General features: G+C 52.9%; 19 protein-coding genes. 13 read left to right on the top strand and 6 right to left on the bottom strand.

Annotation, left to right across the window (positions count from 1 at the left end):
- Position 1: 1 nt before the first annotated feature.
- The 4 genes from QQK89_RS00745 (at position 2) to QQK89_RS00730 (ending at position 3,958) form a co-directional block, all read left to right on the top strand.
- Positions 2-1,204: an MFS transporter gene (locus QQK89_RS00745; RefSeq protein ID WP_284236486.1), complete on the top strand. Its 1,203-nt coding sequence runs from the start codon at positions 2-4 to the stop codon at positions 1,202-1,204.
- Positions 1,205-1,286: 82 nt separating this feature from the next.
- Complete coding sequence (locus tag QQK89_RS00740; protein ID WP_284236485.1) at positions 1,287-2,003, top strand: S-layer homology domain-containing protein; 717 nt, start codon at positions 1,287-1,289, stop codon at positions 2,001-2,003.
- A gap of 126 nt (positions 2,004-2,129) precedes the next feature.
- Positions 2,130-3,086 (top strand): 3'-5' exoribonuclease YhaM family protein, encoded by a 957-nt coding sequence (locus QQK89_RS00735; RefSeq protein ID WP_284236484.1) that lies wholly within the window; start codon positions 2,130-2,132, stop codon positions 3,084-3,086.
- 116 nt (positions 3,087-3,202) lie between these two features.
- Complete coding sequence (locus tag QQK89_RS00730; RefSeq protein WP_284236483.1) at positions 3,203-3,958, top strand: HNH endonuclease; 756 nt, start codon at positions 3,203-3,205, stop codon at positions 3,956-3,958.
- Between the two features lie 76 nt (positions 3,959-4,034).
- Here QQK89_RS00730 and glsA read toward each other — a convergent pair whose 3' ends face one another.
- The gene (gene glsA, locus QQK89_RS00725) at positions 4,035-4,982 is read right to left on the bottom strand and encodes a glutaminase A (protein ID WP_284236482.1); all 948 of its coding nucleotides are present in this window, start codon (positions 4,980-4,982) and stop codon (positions 4,035-4,037) included.
- 220 nt (positions 4,983-5,202) lie between these two features.
- Here glsA and QQK89_RS00720 point away from each other — a divergent pair, with 220 nt between their 5' ends.
- A complete protein-coding gene (locus tag QQK89_RS00720; RefSeq protein WP_284236481.1) occupies positions 5,203-6,057 on the top strand; it encodes a MetQ/NlpA family ABC transporter substrate-binding protein in 855 nt (284 codons plus the stop codon).
- Between the two features lie 47 nt (positions 6,058-6,104).
- On the opposite strand, the gene QQK89_RS00715 is transcribed toward QQK89_RS00720, so the two are convergent.
- Positions 6,105-7,463 (bottom strand): dipeptidase, encoded by a 1,359-nt coding sequence (locus tag QQK89_RS00715; protein WP_284236479.1) that lies wholly within the window; start codon positions 7,461-7,463, stop codon positions 6,105-6,107.
- 148 nt (positions 7,464-7,611) lie between these two features.
- Between QQK89_RS00715 and QQK89_RS00710 the strand changes: the two genes are divergently transcribed.
- Entirely contained in the window at positions 7,612-8,037 is a 426-nt protein-coding gene (locus tag QQK89_RS00710) for a hypothetical protein (protein WP_284236478.1), read from the top strand.
- Positions 8,038-8,088: 51 nt separating this feature from the next.
- On the opposite strand, the gene trpB is transcribed toward QQK89_RS00710, so the two are convergent.
- Together trpB and QQK89_RS00700 are read right to left on the bottom strand one after the other, a co-directional pair.
- The gene (gene trpB, locus QQK89_RS00705) at positions 8,089-9,261 is read right to left on the bottom strand and encodes a tryptophan synthase subunit beta (RefSeq protein WP_284236477.1); all 1,173 of its coding nucleotides are present in this window, start codon (positions 9,259-9,261) and stop codon (positions 8,089-8,091) included.
- Between the two features lie 137 nt (positions 9,262-9,398).
- On the bottom strand, positions 9,399-10,661 hold the full coding sequence (locus tag QQK89_RS00700; RefSeq protein ID WP_284236476.1) for an MDR family MFS transporter: 1,263 nt from the start codon (positions 10,659-10,661) through the stop codon (positions 9,399-9,401).
- A gap of 150 nt (positions 10,662-10,811) precedes the next feature.
- Here QQK89_RS00700 and QQK89_RS00695 point away from each other — a divergent pair, with 150 nt between their 5' ends.
- On the top strand, positions 10,812-11,387 hold the full coding sequence (locus tag QQK89_RS00695; protein WP_284236475.1) for a GNAT family N-acetyltransferase: 576 nt from the start codon (positions 10,812-10,814) through the stop codon (positions 11,385-11,387).
- A gap of 81 nt (positions 11,388-11,468) precedes the next feature.
- Complete coding sequence (locus QQK89_RS00690) at positions 11,469-11,951, top strand: hypothetical protein (protein ID WP_284236474.1); 483 nt, start codon at positions 11,469-11,471, stop codon at positions 11,949-11,951.
- Positions 11,952-11,973: 22 nt separating this feature from the next.
- Here the strand turns inward: QQK89_RS00690 and QQK89_RS00685 are convergent, their stop codons facing one another.
- Complete coding sequence (locus QQK89_RS00685; RefSeq protein WP_284236473.1) at positions 11,974-13,323, bottom strand: FAD-binding oxidoreductase; 1,350 nt, start codon at positions 13,321-13,323, stop codon at positions 11,974-11,976.
- A 254-nt stretch (positions 13,324-13,577) separates the two neighbouring features.
- Here QQK89_RS00685 and QQK89_RS00680 point away from each other — a divergent pair, with 254 nt between their 5' ends.
- Both QQK89_RS00680 and QQK89_RS00675 read left to right on the top strand, forming a co-directional pair.
- Entirely contained in the window at positions 13,578-14,357 is a 780-nt protein-coding gene (locus tag QQK89_RS00680) for a hypothetical protein (RefSeq protein ID WP_284236472.1), read from the top strand.
- Positions 14,358-14,419: 62 nt separating this feature from the next.
- A complete protein-coding gene (locus tag QQK89_RS00675) occupies positions 14,420-14,842 on the top strand; it encodes a GNAT family N-acetyltransferase (protein WP_284236471.1) in 423 nt (140 codons plus the stop codon).
- Between the two features lie 88 nt (positions 14,843-14,930).
- Here QQK89_RS00675 and QQK89_RS00670 read toward each other — a convergent pair whose 3' ends face one another.
- Positions 14,931-15,824, bottom strand: a complete 894-nt coding sequence (locus QQK89_RS00670; RefSeq protein WP_284236470.1) for a helix-turn-helix domain-containing protein — start codon at positions 15,822-15,824, stop codon at positions 14,931-14,933.
- A 167-nt stretch (positions 15,825-15,991) separates the two neighbouring features.
- On the opposite strand from QQK89_RS00670, the gene QQK89_RS00665 reads away from it, so the two are divergent.
- From QQK89_RS00665 to QQK89_RS00655, 3 genes are all read left to right on the top strand, one after another.
- The gene (locus QQK89_RS00665; RefSeq protein WP_284236469.1) at positions 15,992-17,602 is read left to right on the top strand and encodes a hypothetical protein; all 1,611 of its coding nucleotides are present in this window, start codon (positions 15,992-15,994) and stop codon (positions 17,600-17,602) included.
- Positions 17,603-17,844: 242 nt separating this feature from the next.
- A complete protein-coding gene (locus QQK89_RS00660) occupies positions 17,845-19,035 on the top strand; it encodes a glycoside hydrolase family 88 protein (protein ID WP_284236468.1) in 1,191 nt (396 codons plus the stop codon).
- Positions 19,036-19,102: 67 nt separating this feature from the next.
- On the top strand, positions 19,103-20,260 hold the full coding sequence (locus QQK89_RS00655; RefSeq protein ID WP_284236466.1) for a right-handed parallel beta-helix repeat-containing protein: 1,158 nt from the start codon (positions 19,103-19,105) through the stop codon (positions 20,258-20,260).
- The last annotated feature ends 53 nt before the right edge of the window (positions 20,261-20,313 follow it).

Here is a 20,313-nt window from a genome sequence, read left to right as displayed (position 1 = left end):
CATGAATGAGGTTGAAACGAAGGCAGTGAAGGCAAGTTTCCGTTTTATTAAAACGTTTAATTTTTTCAGCTACGGCACGATAGCGGTATACAGCACTTTTTTTGCCCTATATCTGCAATCGATCGGCATTTCGCCGTTAAAGATTGGCGCGCTGATGGCAGGCGGGCCAATCGTATCGTTAATCGCAAACCCGTTATGGGGTTATTTGAGCGACCGGACGCATAATATCCGGCTTATCCTGATTCTGATGCTGGTCGGCAATCTCGTGGCTATGCAGCTTGTCTTCCTGAGTGATTCCTACCCGTTTATCTTTAGCTGCATGCTGCTGTTTTTCTTCTTCCAGATGCCGTTATTTTCGCAAAGCAACAGTCTTATTCTTAACAGCATCGAAGGGACGCGCCATAAGTTTGGAGCGTTCCGGCTCTGGGGATCCTGCGGCTGGGCGGTGCTCGCTTTGGTTACGGGGCCTATCCTCGGACAGATCGGCATCAGCCGGTTATGGCTCGTTTATACCGTTATGATGCTTGTTGCGATTGGCTTTGCTTTTACGTTGCCGCAAGGTTCTTCTTCCAAGACGGCCGAAGGCGTGAATTACAAGCAGATGCTGGGCAACCGGGTATTTCTCGTGTTTCTGGTCATAGGGCTTCTCATCTCAATTCCCAATTCCATGAATACGACGTTTATCGGGCTGTATATGACGGAGCTTGGAGGACATACCGATCTTGTGGGCTGGTCGGCGTTTCTTTCTTCGATCTTTGAGATTCCGGTCTTCCTGCTGCTTGACCGTTATTTGCCGAGGAACGCCAGGACGATGGTCAGCTGCCTGATCCTGGTCAGCGCGTTATATTCGCTCCGCTGGTTCTTGATGGCCGGAGCGGGCGACGCGCAGCAGATTATTTTCATCCAGGCTCTTCATTGCTTGACCTTCGGAACGTTCTATTATATCGGCACGCAACTTACGGCGCTTATTGTGCCAAGCGAGCTGCGGGCATCGGGGCAAGCGGTCTACGCGCTTACGTGGGGCGGTTTGTCGGGGATAGCATCCGGCTATCTCGGAGGGTATTTGTTCCAGCAGGTAGGACCGGAATCGATTTATTGGGTGGGAACGGGCATGGCGCTGGTCGGAATCGCCGGGTTTGCGCTGCTATTTGTTTATATGAAAATGACGGTGGATAAAAAATCTAACCGGGACATTAGTTATTAGCAACTTTTCCCGAGGCACCTTCGTCCAAATCATTGAACAGATGTTCATCAATACAGCCTAGAGGATGAAGGAGGACATTGTGATGAAAAAACGTATCGCCGCTGCCGCGGTTTCGGCTGCTATATTGTTCGGCGCTGTATCCGGCCAGGCTTTTGCCGCGGACTCCGCGTTTAAGGATATTGCGGGCACGAGCAGCCGGGCGCAGATTGAAGCCTTAGAGGGGCTTGGCATTGTAAAAGGGGTGTCTTCTTCGGAATTCCGACCGGAAGAAAACCTGACTGGCGCGCAAGGCGTCGAGCTGATCGTCCGCACGTTGCAACTCAGTCTGGCAGCGATCGATTTCACGGCAGCTCCTACGGCGGACGGGTTTTTCACCAACGTGAAGAACAACGCCTGGTACGCGGAAAGCTTCGTGATCGCGCATTATAACGGATTGGATCTGCCTGCTGACATCGATCCGAATAAGCCGTTGACCAAAGAGCAATTCACGCATTATCTGGTGCAGGCGCTCGAGAAAACCGGCCAATATCCGCTGATCAAAATGTACATCAACATCGGGGATGAGAAGGATATCACCGTTGATTATCAGGGAACAATCCAGCGCGCGCTGCTGTACAAACTTGTCTCTCTGGATGAGCAAGGCAACTTCCATCCTCAGCAAATCGTGAATCGAGCAGATGCGGCAGCCGCCCTCTACTCGGCATACGAATTCGTAGAGGCTCATAAAGAGGTAGATCAAGAGTCTCCGGTGGATCCGGCTGCTCCTGATGCCTCGGCTTCCGCGGAAGCCGTTCAATAAGCAAGTCGTAATAGGGGCTGTTCGACGGACATGAAGTCCGGACGGACAGTCTCTTTCTTTTTGCGCGCCGCGAAGGCATGTTTCATAGTATAATGGAGTCATCATGGGCAAGAGAGAGGAACAAGAATGACGCAAATTAAGGATCTTCGCAACCAGGACGATTTTACCGGCTTCTATTTGCTGAAGGAGCTGGACGTCAAGCAGACAAACGCAACGACACCTAAAGATTATTTCGATATTGTACTCGCCGATGCCAGCGGACAGCTGGGGGCTAAGTTTTGGGATGTATCCCAGCAGGACAAGGAAACTTTTTTCCCGATGGGGCTCGTTAAAGTTCAAGGGAATGTTCATTTGTACCGGGAGAAGCTGCAGATCAAGATCTCGCGGATGCGCCCGGCGGTCCCGGAAGACAACGTTATATTGACCGATTTCATCCGATCGGCGCCGGTTGCTTCCAATGAACTTATCGATACGATTAATCTTGCGAAACAAAGTATTAAAGATGCGGAAATTCAAGCTATCGTGAATTATTGCGTGGCAAAAGTAGAAGAGAAACTGACGCATTATCCGGCGGCCAAAACCCATCATCATGCGTATTTTGCCGGACTTGCTTACCATATGGCCAGAATGCTCGAGATTGGAGAGTTTCTGTGCAAGCAGCGGCCGTTCTTGAACGCCGATCTGCTCAAAGCCGGCATTATTCTTCATGATATCGCCAAGCCCGAAGAGATGATCGCGCAGCTGGGCGTCGTATCGGACTATAGCCTGCCGGGCAAGCTGATGGGACATATCTCGCTTGCGTCGACTTGGATTACGGAGGCGGCGATTCGGTGCAATATCGATTTGCAGTCAGAAAAAGTGCTCGGATTGCAGCATATGGTGCTGTCTCATCATAATCTGGGAGAGTGGGGGAGTCCCGTTCAACCGCAGACGGCGGAAGCCGTGGCGCTTCATCATATCGATGCGATGGACGCCAAGCTGCAGATGGTTGAAGACGCCCTGCAGACAACCCCGGAAAGCGAGCCATGGACGCCTGTTGTTCGCGGACTGGAGAATAAGCCGATCTATCGAATGAAGCTGTAATTACTAAGGGTAATGGGGTGAAGGACGGATGTTGCTTGCATCCGCTGCTACCGATGACCGATAACTTGCAAACGACTCGATATAAACAATGCGCGCATTGCCTGGAGCAAAAGCCGATGACGGACTTTTTGCGGCGTACGGGCCGGCGCTCGGGAACAGGCTCCAGACGCGGAGCTTGCCGGGTATGCCGGAAGCAGAGAACCCGTGCGGCCGGAACGATTAAGCTGCATGCCGCAGACATGAATTTGCCGGAGGCTGGCAACCAGGCGGAGCTGCAAGCTCAGCCGTTGCCGCTCCCCGTAACGGAGAATGCTTCAACCGGAACGGCTAGCCAACCGGCCGTTGTGCCCGAAGCAGAGCGGCTAGCTCCGGCTCCTCCTGTTGTTGAAGTTGCACCAGCTGCTGTTGCTACGCCGAAGCGTCCGAGGCCGACCAAATCATCAGCCCGTACGGGCGGAGGGAAACACCGTCCCCGTCCATTGCCGGTGAATTATTCGCCGTCTGATGTGAGTTTGCTGCGGACAACGCGCAACGGAACGGTCTGGATGCGAGGCAAAACGGACAAAGGACGGCGCTGGCATCAAGAGATTGATCTGGAACTGGCGGTGACGCTCGTGAAGGAGCGGGCTGCTGTCATTGTGAACCGGACCACGATCCGGCGGTTGTTCAGTAACAAGGATTTCCGAAGTTACATTTTGACGAGAGACAATTATGTCTGCCATTTCTGCGGCCAATACGGCGATACGATCGACCATATGCTGCCGCGGGCCAAAGGCGGGCATACGACTCCCGATAACTGCGTAGTGGCCTGCAACGAATGCAATCAGTCCAAGGCGGATAAAGATATCGAGGAGTTTATGCGGGAGCTTTAAATGAAAGAAAGGTGTACAACATGTTGCCGGATGGCAGCTTGTTGTACACCTTTTTGTTTGCTTGCTAGCCTATATTCTAGAACAAACTCCAGTCCAATTCACGGGAGAGGGACTCGAGCAGATGGACGCCGGATATGCTGTTGCCTTTGGCATTTAGCGCAGGTCCGACAACTCCGATGCCGGCTCGTCCGGGAACCATTGTCAAAATGCCGCCGGAAACGCCGCTTTTTGCGGGAAGACCTACCTGGATGGCAAATTCGCCAGAGGCATTGTACATCCCGCAAGTCACCATAAACGTTTTTGCTATTTGAACATACCGGCGCGGAATAAGCGCAGTACCTGTGAGGGGATCGGTTCCGTTGTTGGCCAGGACGAGGGCCATGCGAGCCAAATCGCCGCATGTTACCGAGATGGAACAGTGATGGAAATAGACGTCAAGCACATCCTCGACGTTACCTTCGAGAACGCCGTTATCCTTCAGCAGATACCCCATCGACCGGTTCAGATTGGCCGTATCCGATTCCGAACGGTACACGTCCATATCGTAAGCTAGCGTATCGTTGCCGGCAAGCGCTTGGAAGAAAGAGAGGACGCGGGCGTTTTTCTCCGCAGGGTTATTACCGTGGATTAAGGATGAGATGGCAATTGCTCCTGCATTAATTAGCGGATTAAACGGGATCCCCGGCCGGACCAGCTCCAGCTTCAGCATCGAGTTGAAGTTATCGCCGGTTGGCTCCATGCCGACTTTCTCAAATACGGCCTGTTCACCGTTATCCATCAGCGCGAGAATAAGCGTGAACACTTTCGAAATGCTTTGCATGGTAAAAGAAAGGCCGCAATCGCCGCCGGATACCGTTGTTCCGTCGACGTCGATCATATGGATGCCAAGCGCATCCTGCGGAGCTTTCGCCAGTTCCGGAATGTAAGAGGCCGTTTTGCCATAAGCAGCGCGCGCTCTGCTCGCTTCTACCTCATTCGGAAGTAGATTGTTCAATAACTCGATCTCATGTTTTGTGAATGGCATAGCAGGTTTCCTCCGCCCTAATGAATCCTCAAAGTGATAGCATTTCAATTTTCTTTCAATTATATTTCATATTCCAAATTGCGAATAGTGCGAGCGAATCTATAGATTGATTTATGGGATGGACTCGTCTAGACTAGGGTCTTACAGGCTGCCGACCGCCAGTTGCGGCATAATAGAGATACAAAAGGCAGACTTGGATAGAGAAGCGGGAGGAATAGAAATGAGAAACAAAATAATCGGGATCGTCATGCTCGTGCTTCTTGTGGCTATGGTTGCAGGATGCGGTCAAAATAACAACGCCAATGCGGATAAGAAGGCGAATCAAGGCACAAACGAAGGAACAGCCGCGAAGGAAGAAGTCAATTTGAAGGTAGCGGTACTTATTCCGCCGATGAGCGAGATTCTGGAACTGGTGAAGCCGCTCTTGAAGCAGGACGGCATTAACTTGGACATCGTAACGCTGTCGGATAACGTTCAGCCAAATACGGCTCTCCAACATAAAGAAGTAGATGCGAATTTCTTCCAACACGTACCGTATATGAATGAGTTTAACGAGACGAACAAAGCCAATCTTGTTCCGGTAAAAGCGATTTATAATGCGGTATACGGCGGTTATTCGAAAAAATACAAAAAGATCGAAGAACTTCCGGACGGCGCAACGATTGCGATTGCAAACGATCCGTCCAATATCGGGCGCTCGCTTGTCATGCTGGAGAAAAACGGCCTGCTTAAGCTGAAAGAAGGCGTAGGCATCAAGGCTACGCAAGCCGATATCGTGGACAACCCGCATAAGTTCAAATTCCAGGAAGTCGATTTGCTCATGCTTGCACGCGTTATTGACGACGTGGACATGGTTCTGATGACGCCGGCATACGCGAAACCGCTTGGCCTGACGCCTAAGAACGATGCTCTTATTACCGAAGGCAGCGAATCGGACTTTGTGATTACGCTTGTCGCGCGCGAGGACAACGTGAACTCGCCTGCCATTCAGAAGCTTGCCGAGCGGATGACAGGTCCGGAGGTTAAGAAATTCCTCGAAGACAATTATGGGGATATCGCGCTTCCGGCGTTTTAATTGAAAAAAAGCGTACAAATCGACTTTCGATTTGTACGCTTTTTGTTTTACCCGATTCGCTTCAAGAACTCGACGATTGTCAGAAGTCCTTTGTCGAAGTTCTCCAGGTTGAAGTGCTCGTTCGGAGCATGAAGATTCTCGTCCGGCAGGCCAAAGCCCATCATAATAACCGGCGCCGACAGCTGGCGGGAGAAGGTCTCCACGATCGGAATCGAACCGCCGTCTTTCGTGAACAGGGCACGTGTGCCATACACCGCTTCATAGGCATCCGCTGCCGTTTGCAGAAGCGGGTTCGAAGGATCCATGTCGAAGGCGCGCGCTTTTTCGCCCGGCTTAATCTTAAGGGTAACGCCCGGCTGAACGTTAGCATGGAGATGCGCGATGATCGCATCCAGTATCCGCTGCGGATCCTGCTGGCCGACAAGGCGGCAGGTAATCTTCGCATGCGCTTCTTTTGGAATAACGGTCTTTGTGCCTTCACCTTGGAAGCCGCCCCAGACGCCGTTCAGCTCCAGCGTTGGACGTGCGCCGGTGCGCTCCACAAACGTATACCCTTGTTCTCCATAAAGCGTGCCAAGGCCAAGCGTTTGCTTAAGCTGTTCTTCGTTAAACTGTTGTTTCTCGAATTCTTCGTGCAGCTCGGCGGTTAGCTCCGGAACGCCTTCGTAGAACCCTTCAACGGTGATGCGGCCATCCTTGTCATGAAGGGAAGCAAGCAGCTCAACCATCGCATGAAGGGCGTTCGGAACACCGCCGCCGTATGTACCGGAGTGCAAGTCCGTGTTCGAAGCGTTAATCGACAGCTCTAGCGAACAAAGTCCGCGAAGGCCGATGGAAATCGCCGGTTTGCCTTTTTCAATGAGGGAAGTATCCGAGATCAGGACGGCATCTGTTGCGAGCTTCGTTTGCTGCTTGTTCAGGAAGGTAAGCAAGCTTGGACTCGAAATCTCCTCTTCGCCTTCGATACAGAACTTCACGTTCACAGGCAGCTCTTGCTCCTGCTTCAGAAGGGCTTCGATTGCCTTGATGTGCAGGTAAATCTGGCCTTTATCGTCCGTCGCTCCACGGGCGTACAGCTTGCCGCCCCGTTCCGTTGGTTCAAACGGCGGCGTCTCCCACAGATGAAGCGGATCCACCGGCTGTACATCATAATGGCCATAGACGAGTACGGTTGGTTTGCCCGGTGCATGAAGATGATCCGCGTAAACGATCGGATGCCCTGCCGTCTGAACGACCTCCACATTGTCCAATCCTGCCTGCTCAAGCTTGCCGGCCACCCACTCGGCGGCTTTTATCATATCCTGCTTATGCTCTGACAGCGCCGAGATGCTTGGAATGGTCAAAAACTCCTTAAGCTCTCCCAGTTGCTGTTCTCTACGTTCCGAGAAATAAGATTCATAACCCATAGTCAAATACCTCCTTAAATAAATCGCATACTACTTCAGTATACGCTTATGGACTGGCAAGTAAAATAGTGCGGCGTTAGCGGTGAAGGAAATGGGGGATAGGACATATGATTTAGGGAGAGAAACGAATATTTGAGGTGATCATGAAATGCCGCATGCGTCCGAATCACCGCAACTTGAGTTATCCGTAACGCCTGCGTTGTTGGAACTGGAACAAGGCAGCGGGGAAGCCAGTTGTATTCAGGTTAGAAATACAGGGAAACTGGATACAGACAGGACAATCATCAATGTTCAAATCCCGCAAGGACTTATCGCGATCCCGTTATCCGGGAGTGGGCTTGTTCACACTTTGCCGTCTGGCGACAAAGAAATTTTGTTTGAGCTTGGACCGCTATTGCCGCTGCAAAATGCGGTTGCATGCCTGCGAATAATGGCATTGGCAAATGACGTTCCGCAGACCCATACCCTTCCGGTTCGGGTTGGCTATGCATTCAGATTGTCCGACTTGCAACGGGATGGAGTTGTTGAAGGGGAGCCGATCGCCGTTCAGGTCGTCATGGATCGGGAGAAATAAAAGAAGGAGCTGTCCCGAACTAATGGGGACGGCTCCTTCTCGTAGGTACAGTTATTTGTTCAGCATGTGGAACACTTGCTCCACGTCTTTATCGCCGCGGCCGGACAAGTTGACAATAATGATCTCGTCTTTGCCCATGGTAGGGGCGAGCCTTTTCGCGTGAGCTACGGCATGCGCGCTTTCAAGCGCGGGAATAATGCCTTCCGTACGGGACAACTCCTGGAATGCCGCAAGCACTTCCTCGTTTGTTACCGTTACGTATTCCGCGCGGCCGCTGACTTTCAGATGGCTATGCTCCGGTCCGATACCCGGATAGTCAAGACCTGCTGCGATGGAGTACGTCTTTCTTGGATTGCCTTCTTCGTCGAGCAGCACCAGACATTTGAAGCCGTGGATGATGCTTGGCACGCCTTCGGTCAATGTTGGGGCTTGATCCGGTTCAACGCCAATGAGGCGTACGGACGGCTCGTCGATATAGTGGGCAAATGCGCCAATTGCGTTGCTTCCGCCGCCCGCGCAGGCAATGACGGCATCCGGAAGACGGCCTTCTTTGGCAAGGATCTGACGTTTCGACTCTTCGCTAATGATGGATTGGAAGTGTTTCACCATCGTAGGGAAAGGATGCGGGCCAACGGCCGATCCTAGCAAATAAAACGTATTTTTATAGTTCTCTACCAGATCGTTCAAAGCTTCGTCAACCGCATCCTTCAAGCGGCCTTGGCCTTTGTTGACCGGTACGACGGTAGCGCCAAGCAGCTCCATCCTAAATACGTTCAACGCTTGGCGGCGAGTATCTTCCGCCCCCATGTAGATGACGCAGTCCATGTTGAACATGGCGCAAGCGGTAGCCGTCGCTACGCCGTGCTGGCCTGCGCCAGTCTCGGCGATGATGCGTTTCGCGCCCATCCGTTTGGCAAGCAGGATTTGTCCAACAACGTTATTGATCTTGTGAGCGCCGGTATGGTTCAAGTCTTCGCGCTTAAGATAGATTTTTGCGCCGCCCCAAGCGTTGGTCAGCTGCTCGGCGTAAGTCAGCGGATTCTCGCGGCCGACATACTCTTTGAGGTAATAGTCGAGTTCTTCCTTAAACTCGGGATCGTCCTTAAACTTGTTGAATTGCGCGCTCAAGTAGTCCAATACTTCCTTCAGCTCGGGCGGAACAAAGCTGCCGCCAAATTCTCCGAAATACCCTTCAGCTACTTGCTCCACTTGCTCCTGATTCATGTGTAAGCGCCTCCAATTGGTTAGGGAATCTACTAATTCACACTCTATCCTAGCATAATTACTGGAATTTATCTTGTTGAATTGCATCACGAAAGGCTGTCCCTCGCCATTGCGGACGTTAGGGACAGCCTTTCGTTCTAGGCAGATTGCTTCTCGTATTGGTTAAACATGATGTAGTAGATCACCGCGGACAATACGGCAAGCACGGTCAGGAGTCCAAACGTTCCGTCGTAGCCAATCCACTCGCTGAGCGGAATGGAGATGGGAGCAAGCGTTCGGCCGATGGTGAACCGCAGGCTCGACGCCGCAAAATATTGTCCCCGCATATGCTCCGGCGCTAGCCGCGATACAAAGGTCTGCTGAGGACCCGCGGTCATCAGCTCCGCGAGCGTGAATACAACGATAGCTGCCGTCAGCCCCCAGAACGCGGACATTTGGCCAAACATCGCGATTCCGACGGCATAAAACAAAGCGCTTCCGATAAAAACAAACCGGTCGCGGTATTGCATCATCCATTTGGTTACCGCCACCGTAAACAAAGCGACGAACAGCCCGTTCTCCGATACGATAAGCCCAAACAGCTTCTCGCCGGATAACTGGAGATTCCAGTCTCCGAAGGCCAGGACGGTAGTTGAATGAATCGTTTCCTTCAGGAAGACGGGAAACAGCAGGTCCAGTTGCATAAACGTCTGGGACAACAATACCCCGGCAACAATAAACAGCAGGAATACGCGGTCCGAGGCAATCACTTTGTAATCCCGCAGCTGGTCGGTAACCGCCTTGTGCCAAGGTTCGTTAGTGCTGCGTTTCGTATGAATGGCATCGGCCGACAGCGTTTCTCTCGTGAAAGAGGCAAGCAGCAGGGCAACTAGCAAGCAGACGGCGCTGGCCGCAAACAAGACGATATGAGGCGAATCCAGAAAAAACGTGGCGCCAATCAAAGGTCCAACAACAACCGCCATATTAACGGCCGTATAGAAAACGGCAAACACGCCGGAACGCTGCTCCTCCGGTACGACATCCGCCACCATGGCTTGGCTGGCCGGCCAATATAACGTGCCGCATAAGCTGGCGAAGGTAAAGCCCGCGAAGCCGACCGTCGGAATCGTCAGCCACGGGGAAGCGGCAACGGCAAAGACGCCATAACCTATCGCTTGTCCGCCGGCGGCAAACACCATTACTTTTTTTCTCCCCAGCCGATCCGCGAAATAACCTCCCGTTAAATTAACGAGCACGGACAACGCCTGCGACAGAATAAGCAAAATGCCGGTCCAGCTCTTGCCGAAGGATTGCGCGAAGTAGATGGATAGGTAAGGGAAAAAGATCCAGAAAATAATATTAAATCCGGATTCCCCCAACAATCTGATTTTTAAATTTTGATCCCAATCTCTGATTCTCATGATGTTCTAATCCTTCTGGTTGTGATAGTCAATCTTACCATCATAAAGCGCTTCTTGAGGCGGGGCAAGTGGTGCAAAAAGGAATCATTGCGGACCAATCGGATGGCGGCTATAATGCTAACAAAATGATCATGAAAAAGGAGAGAGGACATGAGCCAATATCCGATTCTATTAACCGTTCCCGAGAGCTTCGAAAGTTCTCGTCTGATTATTCGAGCTCCCTTATACGGGGATGGAGCAGCCGTTAATGAAGCAGTGGTTGAAAGCTTGGAGGAGCTGCGTCCGTGGATGCCTTGGGCCAACGGGATTCCGACCGTAGAAGAATCCGAGGTTAGCATTAGGAAGTCCCGTCTCGAGTATCTGCAGCGGACGGATCTCAGAATGCTGCTCATCCATAAAGAAACGGGTAAGCTTGTTGGCAGCAGCGGACTGCACAGGATGGACTGGACGGCACGTTCCTTCGAAATCGGCTATTGGGCGAGAACTTCTTATGCCGGCCAAGGGTATATCGCCGAAGCGGTAGAGGCGATTACGAATTTTGCCGTTCAAGCGCTGGAAGCGAATCGAATCGAGATTCATTGCGATGCCCGCAACCAGAGGAGCGCGAAAGTCGCCGAACGGTCCGGTTATACGTTGGAAGGCGTGTTGCGGAATCATAAACGCGCAAATGACTGGTCGCTGCGCGATACGATGATTTTCTCTAAAGTACGCGGAGCGGAGTTTTGAGGAATAGCTGGTGCTTGGACATATTTTCCTCTAGGATTGGCTTGATCCCCGTGATATAAATCAAGTTCGGGGGGAAATGCCATGATTTTAAAAACATATATCATTTTTGCTCTAATTGTCCTGATCATCACCAGATTCAGAAAGGTCACCACGGCTTCCCAAGCCTACTCCAAAGCACAAACTTGGGATACGGTCTTCCGCAAAGACAAAGCGTTGGCTTCAATGATCAAGTCCATCGATCTCATGAAGGACGATAAAGAAAAGTCCATTTTGTTCAAAATGATCGGCATGAGATATTGCAAGATGAAAGAGTATTACGTAGCCGTGAACTATTTCGAACAATCCTTTGAAATTGCTCTGCCGTTAAAGTTTTTCTATAGTCCGGGACTATCCGAGGTGATTCAGGCTTATTTGAACGCAAACCAACCGGATCGAGCCAAGGAGCTATACGATAATTTCCTTGCGCGCAGCTCCTACGACCGGAAGTTCAATAAATTAAAAAAGCTCGAAGGTTACTTTACTACCGAAGAGCATAAGCAGCACGCAAAAACAGCGGCGGACTAATTCTAGTCCTGCCGCTGTTTGTTTATTTTTTAGCCGGAGGGATGCTTTGCGGGTTGTTGAACACATTCCCCGGATCGTATTTCGCTTTTACTTTGCGCAGTCTTGCGTAGTTCTTGCCGTAATAGACCGGACCGGAGCATTTGATGCCTTGGTCGGGCACGTTGATATAGGAACCAACGATAAATGGCTGCAGCTTCTTCCTGGTATTGCGGGCCAAGGCAATATTTCTGGCCGCATGGGACGGCTTTACCCAAGAACTGTTCCATTCCACATAATATTGCGGATCGCGCCAATAGAAGGCGGTAGCTCTAGGGGCGATTTTTCTTATAGCTCCGCCCCAGTTGAGGAAGAAGAAGCCGGCCGGAGTTCCGCCTTCGGATTTCTCCAGAAACTCCCTCATATATTTAAAGGCTTTATCCGGGAAAGGTTTTCTGCCAAAGCCGCTCGAGAACTGGTTGCTGAACCTTTGCGTTAGCACGGGATCGGGCGCCAGCAGAAATTTGGTTGCTTCCAGGTACGGGAGGCAGCGAATATCTCTTTTGGTCGTTGTGCCAACGCTCAAGATCGGCTCCAGGAATTTAAGGGCGTTCTTTTTGCTGCCCAGGTAGACCCCAAGCATGCTGACATTGCCGCCTTTTTTCGGACCGACGGATAATTCGCTGCCCAGCTTGGTGCTGGTGAAAGGCGCCCATCGCTGCCAAGCTTTGACGACCTTCTCGAATTGCTCCCATGGCCAAGTGACGCTGAATACGGTCGCCTTAACCGGTGCGCGCCTTACTTTGAATTTATATCTGGTATAGACGCCAAAGTTGCCGCCGCCTCCGCCGCGGGACGCCCAAAGCAGATCGGAATTGCGTTTCTTGCTAGCGCGAATGATCCTGCCTTTGGCATCGACCATTTCGAGAGCGAGCAGATTGTCGCTGATGAGGCCCGTCGTCCGTTGAAGCGGTCCAATGCCGCCGCCTGGCGTAATCCCGCCGATGCCAACCGAAGGGCTGTCGCCAAACGGCGCCATGTAGCCTTGCTTGGCAAGCGTATCAACGATTCTGCCTACCTGGTTGCCGGTTTCGACAACAGCGGTCCTGCATTTTTTGTTCAGCGTAATTTTCTTCATCTCGCTTGTATCGATGACAAGCCCGCCGTTAACCTGCGACAGGTTCGTCTCCAGAGCGTGCCTGCCGCTTCTTGGGCGGATAGGCACTTTATTTTCATTTGCCCATTTGATCGCATTCGCTACGTCTTTGGTTTTTTGCGCAAATACAAAAACTTTCGGAAACCGGTCCGTATGGGGATCCCAGTTCTTGCGCGCCGCATTATAGCCAGGGTCGCCTTTAAAGACAACTCGCCCCGTCAGCCGTGTTGTGGATTTCACGAATCCATCTCCCTATGAGTTAATGACATGCTTAGCTACAGTCCAACCATTTAGGCAGGTACGCTATAACCTATGAAGGAGCTCTATGCAGGGTATAGGCAAACATTGAAGTTAGCACATTAAATTTTAATTCGATAAATTACCCGGGAAATTGACATGGCAACTAGTGCTGCGAAATCATGCATGCAACAAGGGAAATATGGTAATCTAACAAAACCTCGGGTTCTCGCCCGATAGGAAGGAGAGTGGTTCTTATGAAATGGAGCAGAGTAGTGATTGCTAGTTTTATGTTGGTAACTTTGCTATTGCTTGTCTTGCAAGGCCATCCTTACAATGCGAAAGCGACTGCGAGTACAGAGAGCACGAATACAACATACAAACAATCTGCTGCCGATGTTAGTTGGGCGTACATGTCATGGCCCATTCATTCTCAATATGTAAGTGATCCGCTCATCGGGTCCAGGGATCAGGATAAAATTGCCGAATTGCTGCAATGGCTGGACTATGCAAAAGCAAATGATGGAAAAGGATTAACCTCGCCAATGATGGGGCGCAGCATGGCATTGCATATCGAGTACCGGGATCACAACATTCTAACGATCCGGCCGGCTTGGCATTGTACGAGCAAGCAAGACGAGCAAGGGAACACGACAACTTCTTGTACTCCGGTCGAGAACAAGATCTGGGTATCTGATCCGGTGAAAGGCGACTATTTTGTAGAATCGGATAAGCTGTTTTCGTTCGTATCGGAAGGTTATTCCGACTGGCTCCCTAACGTATTGCCATATGAATTACCTGCAGAACTCAAGCCTGGCACAACCTTTACCGTTGTTGGACACGGTGCCCGAACGGACAAAGTTAATGTTACCTTGGCCAAAGAAGACAAGATTATTTGGGAGCAGAGTATTGCCGTGTATGAGGGGGAATGGCAGGGCAAAGGGGAAGTTCCGGCAGACTTGCCGGAGGGGGAGTATGACTGGAAGGTTCAAATTGGAGATAGCGGTTACGGCACTAGTGTTCATATTGTAGATTAATGGTTTCTTTCCGGCTAATAATACAGTACAGTGTCATATAGATCTACGAATTGGAGATGAACATGGCACATACTCAATATGAATTAATAGACCGTCTCCCCACGGTGCTTGAGCATAAGACTTTATGGGAAGCAGTTGGTTGGGGAGACCTCAATATAGGCATGTCCGAGCAATCGCTTGCAGGCTCGCTTTACGGCGTAGTTATAGAGCATGCCGGAGAGGTTGTTGGCATGGGGAGGATCGTTGGCGATGGAGCGATGTATTTCTACCTCCAGGATGTTGCCGTTTTGACCGAGCATCAAAAGCATGGACTAGGAAAACTTATAGTAGAGCGTTTGCTAGACTATATTAAGAAGCGCCGGCACGAGAACGGACTAGCTTTTGTGGGGCTTTTCGCCTCCCATGGCAACGATACGTTTTACGAACAGTTCGGCTTTAAGGATCATTCTCCGGGAATGACGGGGATGTTTAAGGTATTTGAATAGGGAAAATGAAAAAAGATGACTCCTGAGGGGTCATCTTTTTGTATGATGTATAATCCAGTGAATTTTTTTATATTTCGCATTTGGTAGGTTAACGGACTTCCAAACGCGTCAAATAGACAAGCTCATCCCGCTTCTGTTTGCGGAATTGGCCGGGTGTCGTCCCTGTCCATTTGGAGAACTGCCGGATGAAGCTCTGAACGTTATCGTAACCGATACGAATGGCGATTCGCTCGAGAGTTTCCCCACCGCTCAGCAGAAGGTGCATCGCTTCCTGTTGACGCAGCACGAACAAGTAATCGCGCGGAGACATTTGGAACGTGCCCATGAATGCCCGGTAGCAATGCCTGCGGCTGTAGCCAAGCCGGCGCGCGATAGATTCCATCCAATTCTCTTCTTTCTCCCGGTCCTCGTCTCCTTGAACGGCGACGTAAGCTTCGATCTCTCTCGCGATTCGAGCGGGAAGGGAAAGATGCTCCTCCGAAGCGCCCGGTACCGGCAAGATGCGGTTGAGCTCGCTCTCTAGCAGATCAAGCGTCTCGTACAGCGATCGGTAAAGCCGGATTCGGGAGGCTCCCTGCGCCAAGAGCTCTTGGAGGCCCTTCACGGCAGCGACCAGCTTGCCGTTCAGCGGATGGTCCCGATCGACGTGCAGCAGGCCGGAATCAGCCAACCGTTGCAGGAAGGCGGGGTCGTCGATCTGCACATGAAACACGAAATAGCGGAGAGGTGCTTCGGATCGGAACGAGTGAAGTCGCATCGGAGGCACAAGAAGGAGATCTCCTGTTTCTTGGCGGTACGGGATGCCGCTAATCTCGGCCAATTGTGTCCCTTCCAGAACGAGGTTGAGCTCGAACATAAGATGATGCAAGTGCCTGCCGCAAGCCCAGCCCGCAGGGACGGCGGCGGAGTGGGCTCCATATAAATACGCTTCCGATTTGCTGTTTGGATAAGACACGTAGTGCTCCCATTGGCGATCTGCCACTGCAATACCTCCTTCGATGCGAATCATGTCCCAGTTGGTTAACGTTCCTCCCCGATCGGACCCTTTTCGCCCTAACGAGTATGACCATAGCCGTTTATACTTTTGGGATACGCTACTATTATTCGCTATTGCTAGCAGTTGCGCAATATTGGGAGGAGGCCGAAGCCGTGAAGTTGTTTAAAAGAATGGAGAGCCCTTCCGCCGCGTTTGTTCGTCTGGATGGCGGATGGCGGGAGCTGACACAGGTTCAGCCCGGAACATGGGAGTCCGAAGGGGTTACGGTTCGTCTGACGAACGAAGGTGGAATCATAAAGGTAACTTTGGAGGCTCCGGCGGCAACGCCGAGAGCCGTCAAGCTCCGGTGGGATGAGCGAGTCGAAGGGAATTGGCATGTACTGGGGGATCATTGGGAGCGGGCATATGGGGATTTGGAGTGGCGCGGGCTAGTGCCCGAGCGGGTCTTGCCTTGGTATTTCCTAGCCCATGACGGCGTCCGAACAGCAGGCTGCGGGGTGAAAACGGGAGCGGGAGCGTTCTGCTTCTGGCAGCTTGATTCCGATGGTCTGACGTTGACAGCCGACGTCTCCTGTGGCAGCGAAGGCGTTCGCCTCGGCAATCGCATTCTGCCAATCGCCGAGATCGTCACGGATCCGGGAGCGGAAGGAGAACAGCCTATTCGCGCGGCGCGGAGGTTCTGCTCGCTTCTATGCAACCGTCCCCGAATGCCGAAGCAGCCGGTCTACGGCGGAAACAACTGGTACTACGCCTATGGCAACAGCTCGCATCGGGAGATTCTTGAGGATTCCCGGTTCATGTCCTCGCTGTCCTCGAACGCCGGCAATCGCCCCTATATGGTCATTGATGACGGCTGGCAGTCGAAAAGCGGCGGGGGGGCCTGTAATGGCGGGCCTTGGACGGGTAACGGCAAGTTCCCGGATATGGAGCGGCTGGCACATGAGATGAGGGGGATCGGCGTCAAGCCCGGACTATGGTGCCGGCCGCTTCTGACGGCGGAAGAAGTGCCGGCAGAATGGATTCGTTATTCGTCGAGCGGAGGCCATGTGCTCGACCCGACCGTACCCGGAGCGCTCGAATCGATTCGTGAGGCGGTCCGCTCGATGGTCGGATGGGGCTTTGAACTGTTGAAGCACGATTTTACGACGTACGACTTGCTTGGCCAATGGGGATTCACGATGCGTTCCAGGCCGCACGCGTTGCCGCATCCTTTCCAGGACCGATCGAGGACAACCGCGGAGATTACATTGGAGCTGTACAAGACAATTGCGGAAGCGGCCGGAGAGGCTGACGTGATCGGCTGCAATACGTTTGGCCATCTGGCAGCGGGCTTGTTCTCGATACAGCGGACCGGTGACGATACGAGCGGCAAGTGGTGGGAGAGGACGCGCTATATGGGCGTCAATACGCTGGCTTTTCGAATGCCGCAGCACGGAACGTTTTTCAGCCATGATGCGGATTGCGTAGGTCTCACGGCAGACGTGCCATGGGAGCTGAATCGCGAGTGGCTTCGCTTGCTGGCTGGCAGCGGCACGCCGCTGTTTGTCTCGGCGGATCCATCCGTCTTGACGAAGGAGCAGGAGGCCGAGCTTCGCCGGGCGTTCGAGCTGGCGGCAGTGGAACGGCCGGCGGCGGAACCGCTCGATTGGCTGCACACGACATGTCCAAGCCGCTGGCTGCTGAACGGAGAAGAGACGGTATTCGCTTGGAACGCGGTTACGAGGGAAACATTGGATGAGAAAGACAATGGCTGGTGGCTGTAAAGCCGGAGCATAGAGGAGCAAACAAATAACGCGGGCTTGCGATCATCGGGAGGTTTCTCCCATGAATGCGCAAGCCCGCGTTTGTTTCAGATTCCTTCAAAAGGATATGAAAAGACAGCGATTCCATAAACATTACTATAGGTTCGGCTGTTCAGCAATTTTATAATAAATGTGAAATTAGGATAATCACCGCAGTCAGGGAAAGAAGAATTCGGCATAGAAACAGCTGGAGGGATGGAAGCATGACGGAGCAGAAGGTAAACCCCGGCTTGGAATGGGATTTGGGCTGGGCGGAGGAGGCTTGGAGCCGGGCTGAAGCCAAAATTGTCCGTAACGCCCGGACGATCGGGGCTGCTTATCCGAACGGGACAAAAGACGGACATTACGTCAGGGGGCCGGAGCATGACTGGGTCGCCGGCTTTTGGCCGGGTCTGCTGTGGCTTGCGTACCGGGAGAACGGCAATGAGGAGCTGCGACGAGTCGCCGAAGCTTGCGAACGGCAGCTTGCGGAGACGCTGCAGACCTACGATCTGCTGCATCACGACGTTGGCTTCATGTTCAGCTTGAGCAGCGTTGCCCAGCATCGTCTAGCCGAAGCGTCGGGGCGCGGAGGAGATGCGGACGCGAAGCGGCATGCGCTTATCGCGGCTAACCTCCTTGCCGGAAGGTATAATCCTCAAGGCGAGTTCATTCGCGCCTGGCCGAATTGGGACGAAGAGGATCATGCCGGCTGGGCGATCATTGACTGTCTAATGAATTTGCCGCTGCTGCATTGGGCCGGACGCGAGATCAAGGATCCGCGGTACAAGCATATCGCGATCCGGCACGCCGATTCCGTCCTGCGCGATTTTGTTCGTCCAGACGGATCGGTCTGCCATATTTTCCGTTACGATCCGGAGACAGGGACGCCGATCGAGTCGCTGGCCGGGCAAGGCTACGCGGCGGATTCCGCTTGGGCGCGCGGAGCTTCCTGGGCGCTGTACGGCTTCGCGCTTTGCTATCGGTACACGGGCGAGATGCGGTACCGTGAAGCTGCGCTGCGGGTCGCTCGTTTCTTCATCGAGCGGTTGCCGGAAGACGCCGTCCCTTACTGGGACTTCTTCCTGCCGGAAGCTGACCGGGAGCTCATGCCGAGAGATTCATCCGCGGCGGCGATTGCGGCGTCTGGTCTGCTGGAGCTGACCGAGTTGTTGACAGCAAGCGAAGGAGCGGGAGTCGAAGACGCTGCTTGGTGCCGGATATCGGCAGAGCGGATCGTCCGGTCGCTATGCGACCGCTATGCGGAATGGGGCGACGAGCATGAAGGCCTTCTGCGGCATGCGACCGGTTATTATTCGCGCGGCGTGTATGTGGACGAATCGCTGATCTATGGCGATTATTTCTTTGTTGAAGCGCTCGCGAAGCTGCGGGGCCGCAAGGAGCTATTCTGGTAATCTTGAGCCTGCGGAGCTGCCATTGATAATTTCATAACGAGATTTTCATAACGAGAGGATGAGAGAGATGGGGCTGAGAGATCCGATGCTGCGCAATGGCACGATAGAAGTGACAGCGGGAGGTCCGCAAAGCGACTATCCGGGCTTCACGTCTATGGCCGTACAATCGGCGGTAGATGAAGCGACCCGGCATGGCGGCGGCATCGTGCGGCTGGATCGGGGAGTATATGACGTATACGGGCCGATTCGGTTGACGGATCGGGTCACGCTAGCTGGCGCCGGACCGGAGACGGTACTACGCAAGACGGATAGCTTCAAGAGTCCGTTTATCGTCGACGCCGATTACGGCGAGCTGCGCGTAGAGGTGGCGGACCCAAGCGGCTTCCGCGTCGGGATGGGCCTGCAAATTTTCGACGAGTCGCAAAAATGGGGCTGGGACGAAAGCACGGCGGTCATTACGGCGGTGGAGGGGCATGTGCTGCGCTTTGACCGGCATCTGGAGCGCGATTACCACTCGGACGACGGCGGAATGGCAACGAATGCCTGCTCTATTATCGAAGTGGTGGACGCCCAGCAGGTCCGCGTACGTGATCTTACGATTGATGGCAACAAGGCTGCCAATGAACCGATCGGCGGCTGCCGGGCGGGCGGGATTTATCTGTACAAGGCACGCGATTGCAAGGTTGAGCGTGTCCTTGTGCGCGACTTTAACGGTGATGGCATCAGTTGGCAGATTACCGAGAGTATCTCGGTGCTTCATTGCGACGTTCGCGGCTGCAAAGGATCGGGGCTGCATCCCGGCGCCGGCTCGCACTCCTCTCGCGTCAAGGACAATACGTGCAGCGGCAACGGCACGGCGGGGCTGTTCGTCTGCTGGCGCGTTCAATTCGGCGAGTTCGAGCGCAACGTGCTGGAGCATAACGCCGTGTCCGGCATCTCTATCGGACATAAGGACTCTGACAACCGGTTCGCCGACAACGTCATACGCTGCAACGGAAATAGCGGCGTCTATTGCCGTCCTGAGAAACCGTCCAACGGGGCAAGCCGCAACAAGTGGCTCCGCAATGTAATCGAGGATAATGACGGGTACGGATTTTTCGTAAACGCTGGATCCGTCGACAATGAGCTGGACAATAATCTTATCCGTGATACGGGAACCGGCCGGCAGACCGGGGACATCTGGCTGGCGGAAGGTGCAGAACGCTTCCTGGCGAAGCAGGAGTAAGCAGGGAATAGAAGCGGATTACGAGAGAAACCTCGCGAAGGAGCCTTGCCGAA

This window comes from Paenibacillus glycanilyticus (genome assembly GCF_030161375.1).
GTDB classification, from domain to species: Bacteria; Bacillota; Bacilli; order Paenibacillales; family Paenibacillaceae; genus Pristimantibacillus; species Pristimantibacillus glycanilyticus_B.
Note: the sequence above shows the minus strand (reverse complement) of the source record. Positions and strands in the feature narration are given on the sequence as shown.

Excerpts from the sequence above, each read along its gene's own strand:
- QQK89_RS00715 (WP_284236479.1), bottom strand. The coding sequence starts at position 7,463 with ATGGGTTATGAATCTTATTTCTCGGAACGTAGAGAACAGCAACTGGGA.
- QQK89_RS00675 (WP_284236471.1), top strand. The coding sequence starts at position 14,420 with ATGGCACATACTCAATATGAATTAATAGACCGTCTCCCCACGGTGCTT.
- trpB (WP_284236477.1), bottom strand. The coding sequence starts at position 9,261 with ATGAATCAGGAGCAAGTGGAGCAAGTAGCTGAAGGGTATTTCGGAGAA.
- QQK89_RS00745 (WP_284236486.1), top strand. The coding sequence starts at position 2 with ATGAATGAGGTTGAAACGAAGGCAGTGAAGGCAAGTTTCCGTTTTATT.
- QQK89_RS00695 (WP_284236475.1), top strand. The coding sequence starts at position 10,812 with ATGAGCCAATATCCGATTCTATTAACCGTTCCCGAGAGCTTCGAAAGT.
- QQK89_RS00720 (WP_284236481.1), top strand. The coding sequence starts at position 5,203 with ATGAGAAACAAAATAATCGGGATCGTCATGCTCGTGCTTCTTGTGGCT.
- QQK89_RS00700 (WP_284236476.1), bottom strand. The coding sequence starts at position 10,661 with ATGAGAATCAGAGATTGGGATCAAAATTTAAAAATCAGATTGTTGGGG.
- QQK89_RS00710 (WP_284236478.1), top strand. The coding sequence starts at position 7,612 with ATGCCGCATGCGTCCGAATCACCGCAACTTGAGTTATCCGTAACGCCT.
- QQK89_RS00690 (WP_284236474.1), top strand. The coding sequence starts at position 11,469 with ATGATTTTAAAAACATATATCATTTTTGCTCTAATTGTCCTGATCATC.
- QQK89_RS00730 (WP_284236483.1), top strand. The coding sequence starts at position 3,203 with ATGACGGACTTTTTGCGGCGTACGGGCCGGCGCTCGGGAACAGGCTCC.
- QQK89_RS00660 (WP_284236468.1), top strand. The coding sequence starts at position 17,845 with ATGACGGAGCAGAAGGTAAACCCCGGCTTGGAATGGGATTTGGGCTGG.
- glsA (WP_284236482.1), bottom strand. The coding sequence starts at position 4,982 with ATGCCATTCACAAAACATGAGATCGAGTTATTGAACAATCTACTTCCG.
- QQK89_RS00655 (WP_284236466.1), top strand. The coding sequence starts at position 19,103 with ATGGGGCTGAGAGATCCGATGCTGCGCAATGGCACGATAGAAGTGACA.
- QQK89_RS00680 (WP_284236472.1), top strand. The coding sequence starts at position 13,578 with ATGAAATGGAGCAGAGTAGTGATTGCTAGTTTTATGTTGGTAACTTTG.
- QQK89_RS00735 (WP_284236484.1), top strand. The coding sequence starts at position 2,130 with ATGACGCAAATTAAGGATCTTCGCAACCAGGACGATTTTACCGGCTTC.
- QQK89_RS00740 (WP_284236485.1), top strand. The coding sequence starts at position 1,287 with ATGAAAAAACGTATCGCCGCTGCCGCGGTTTCGGCTGCTATATTGTTC.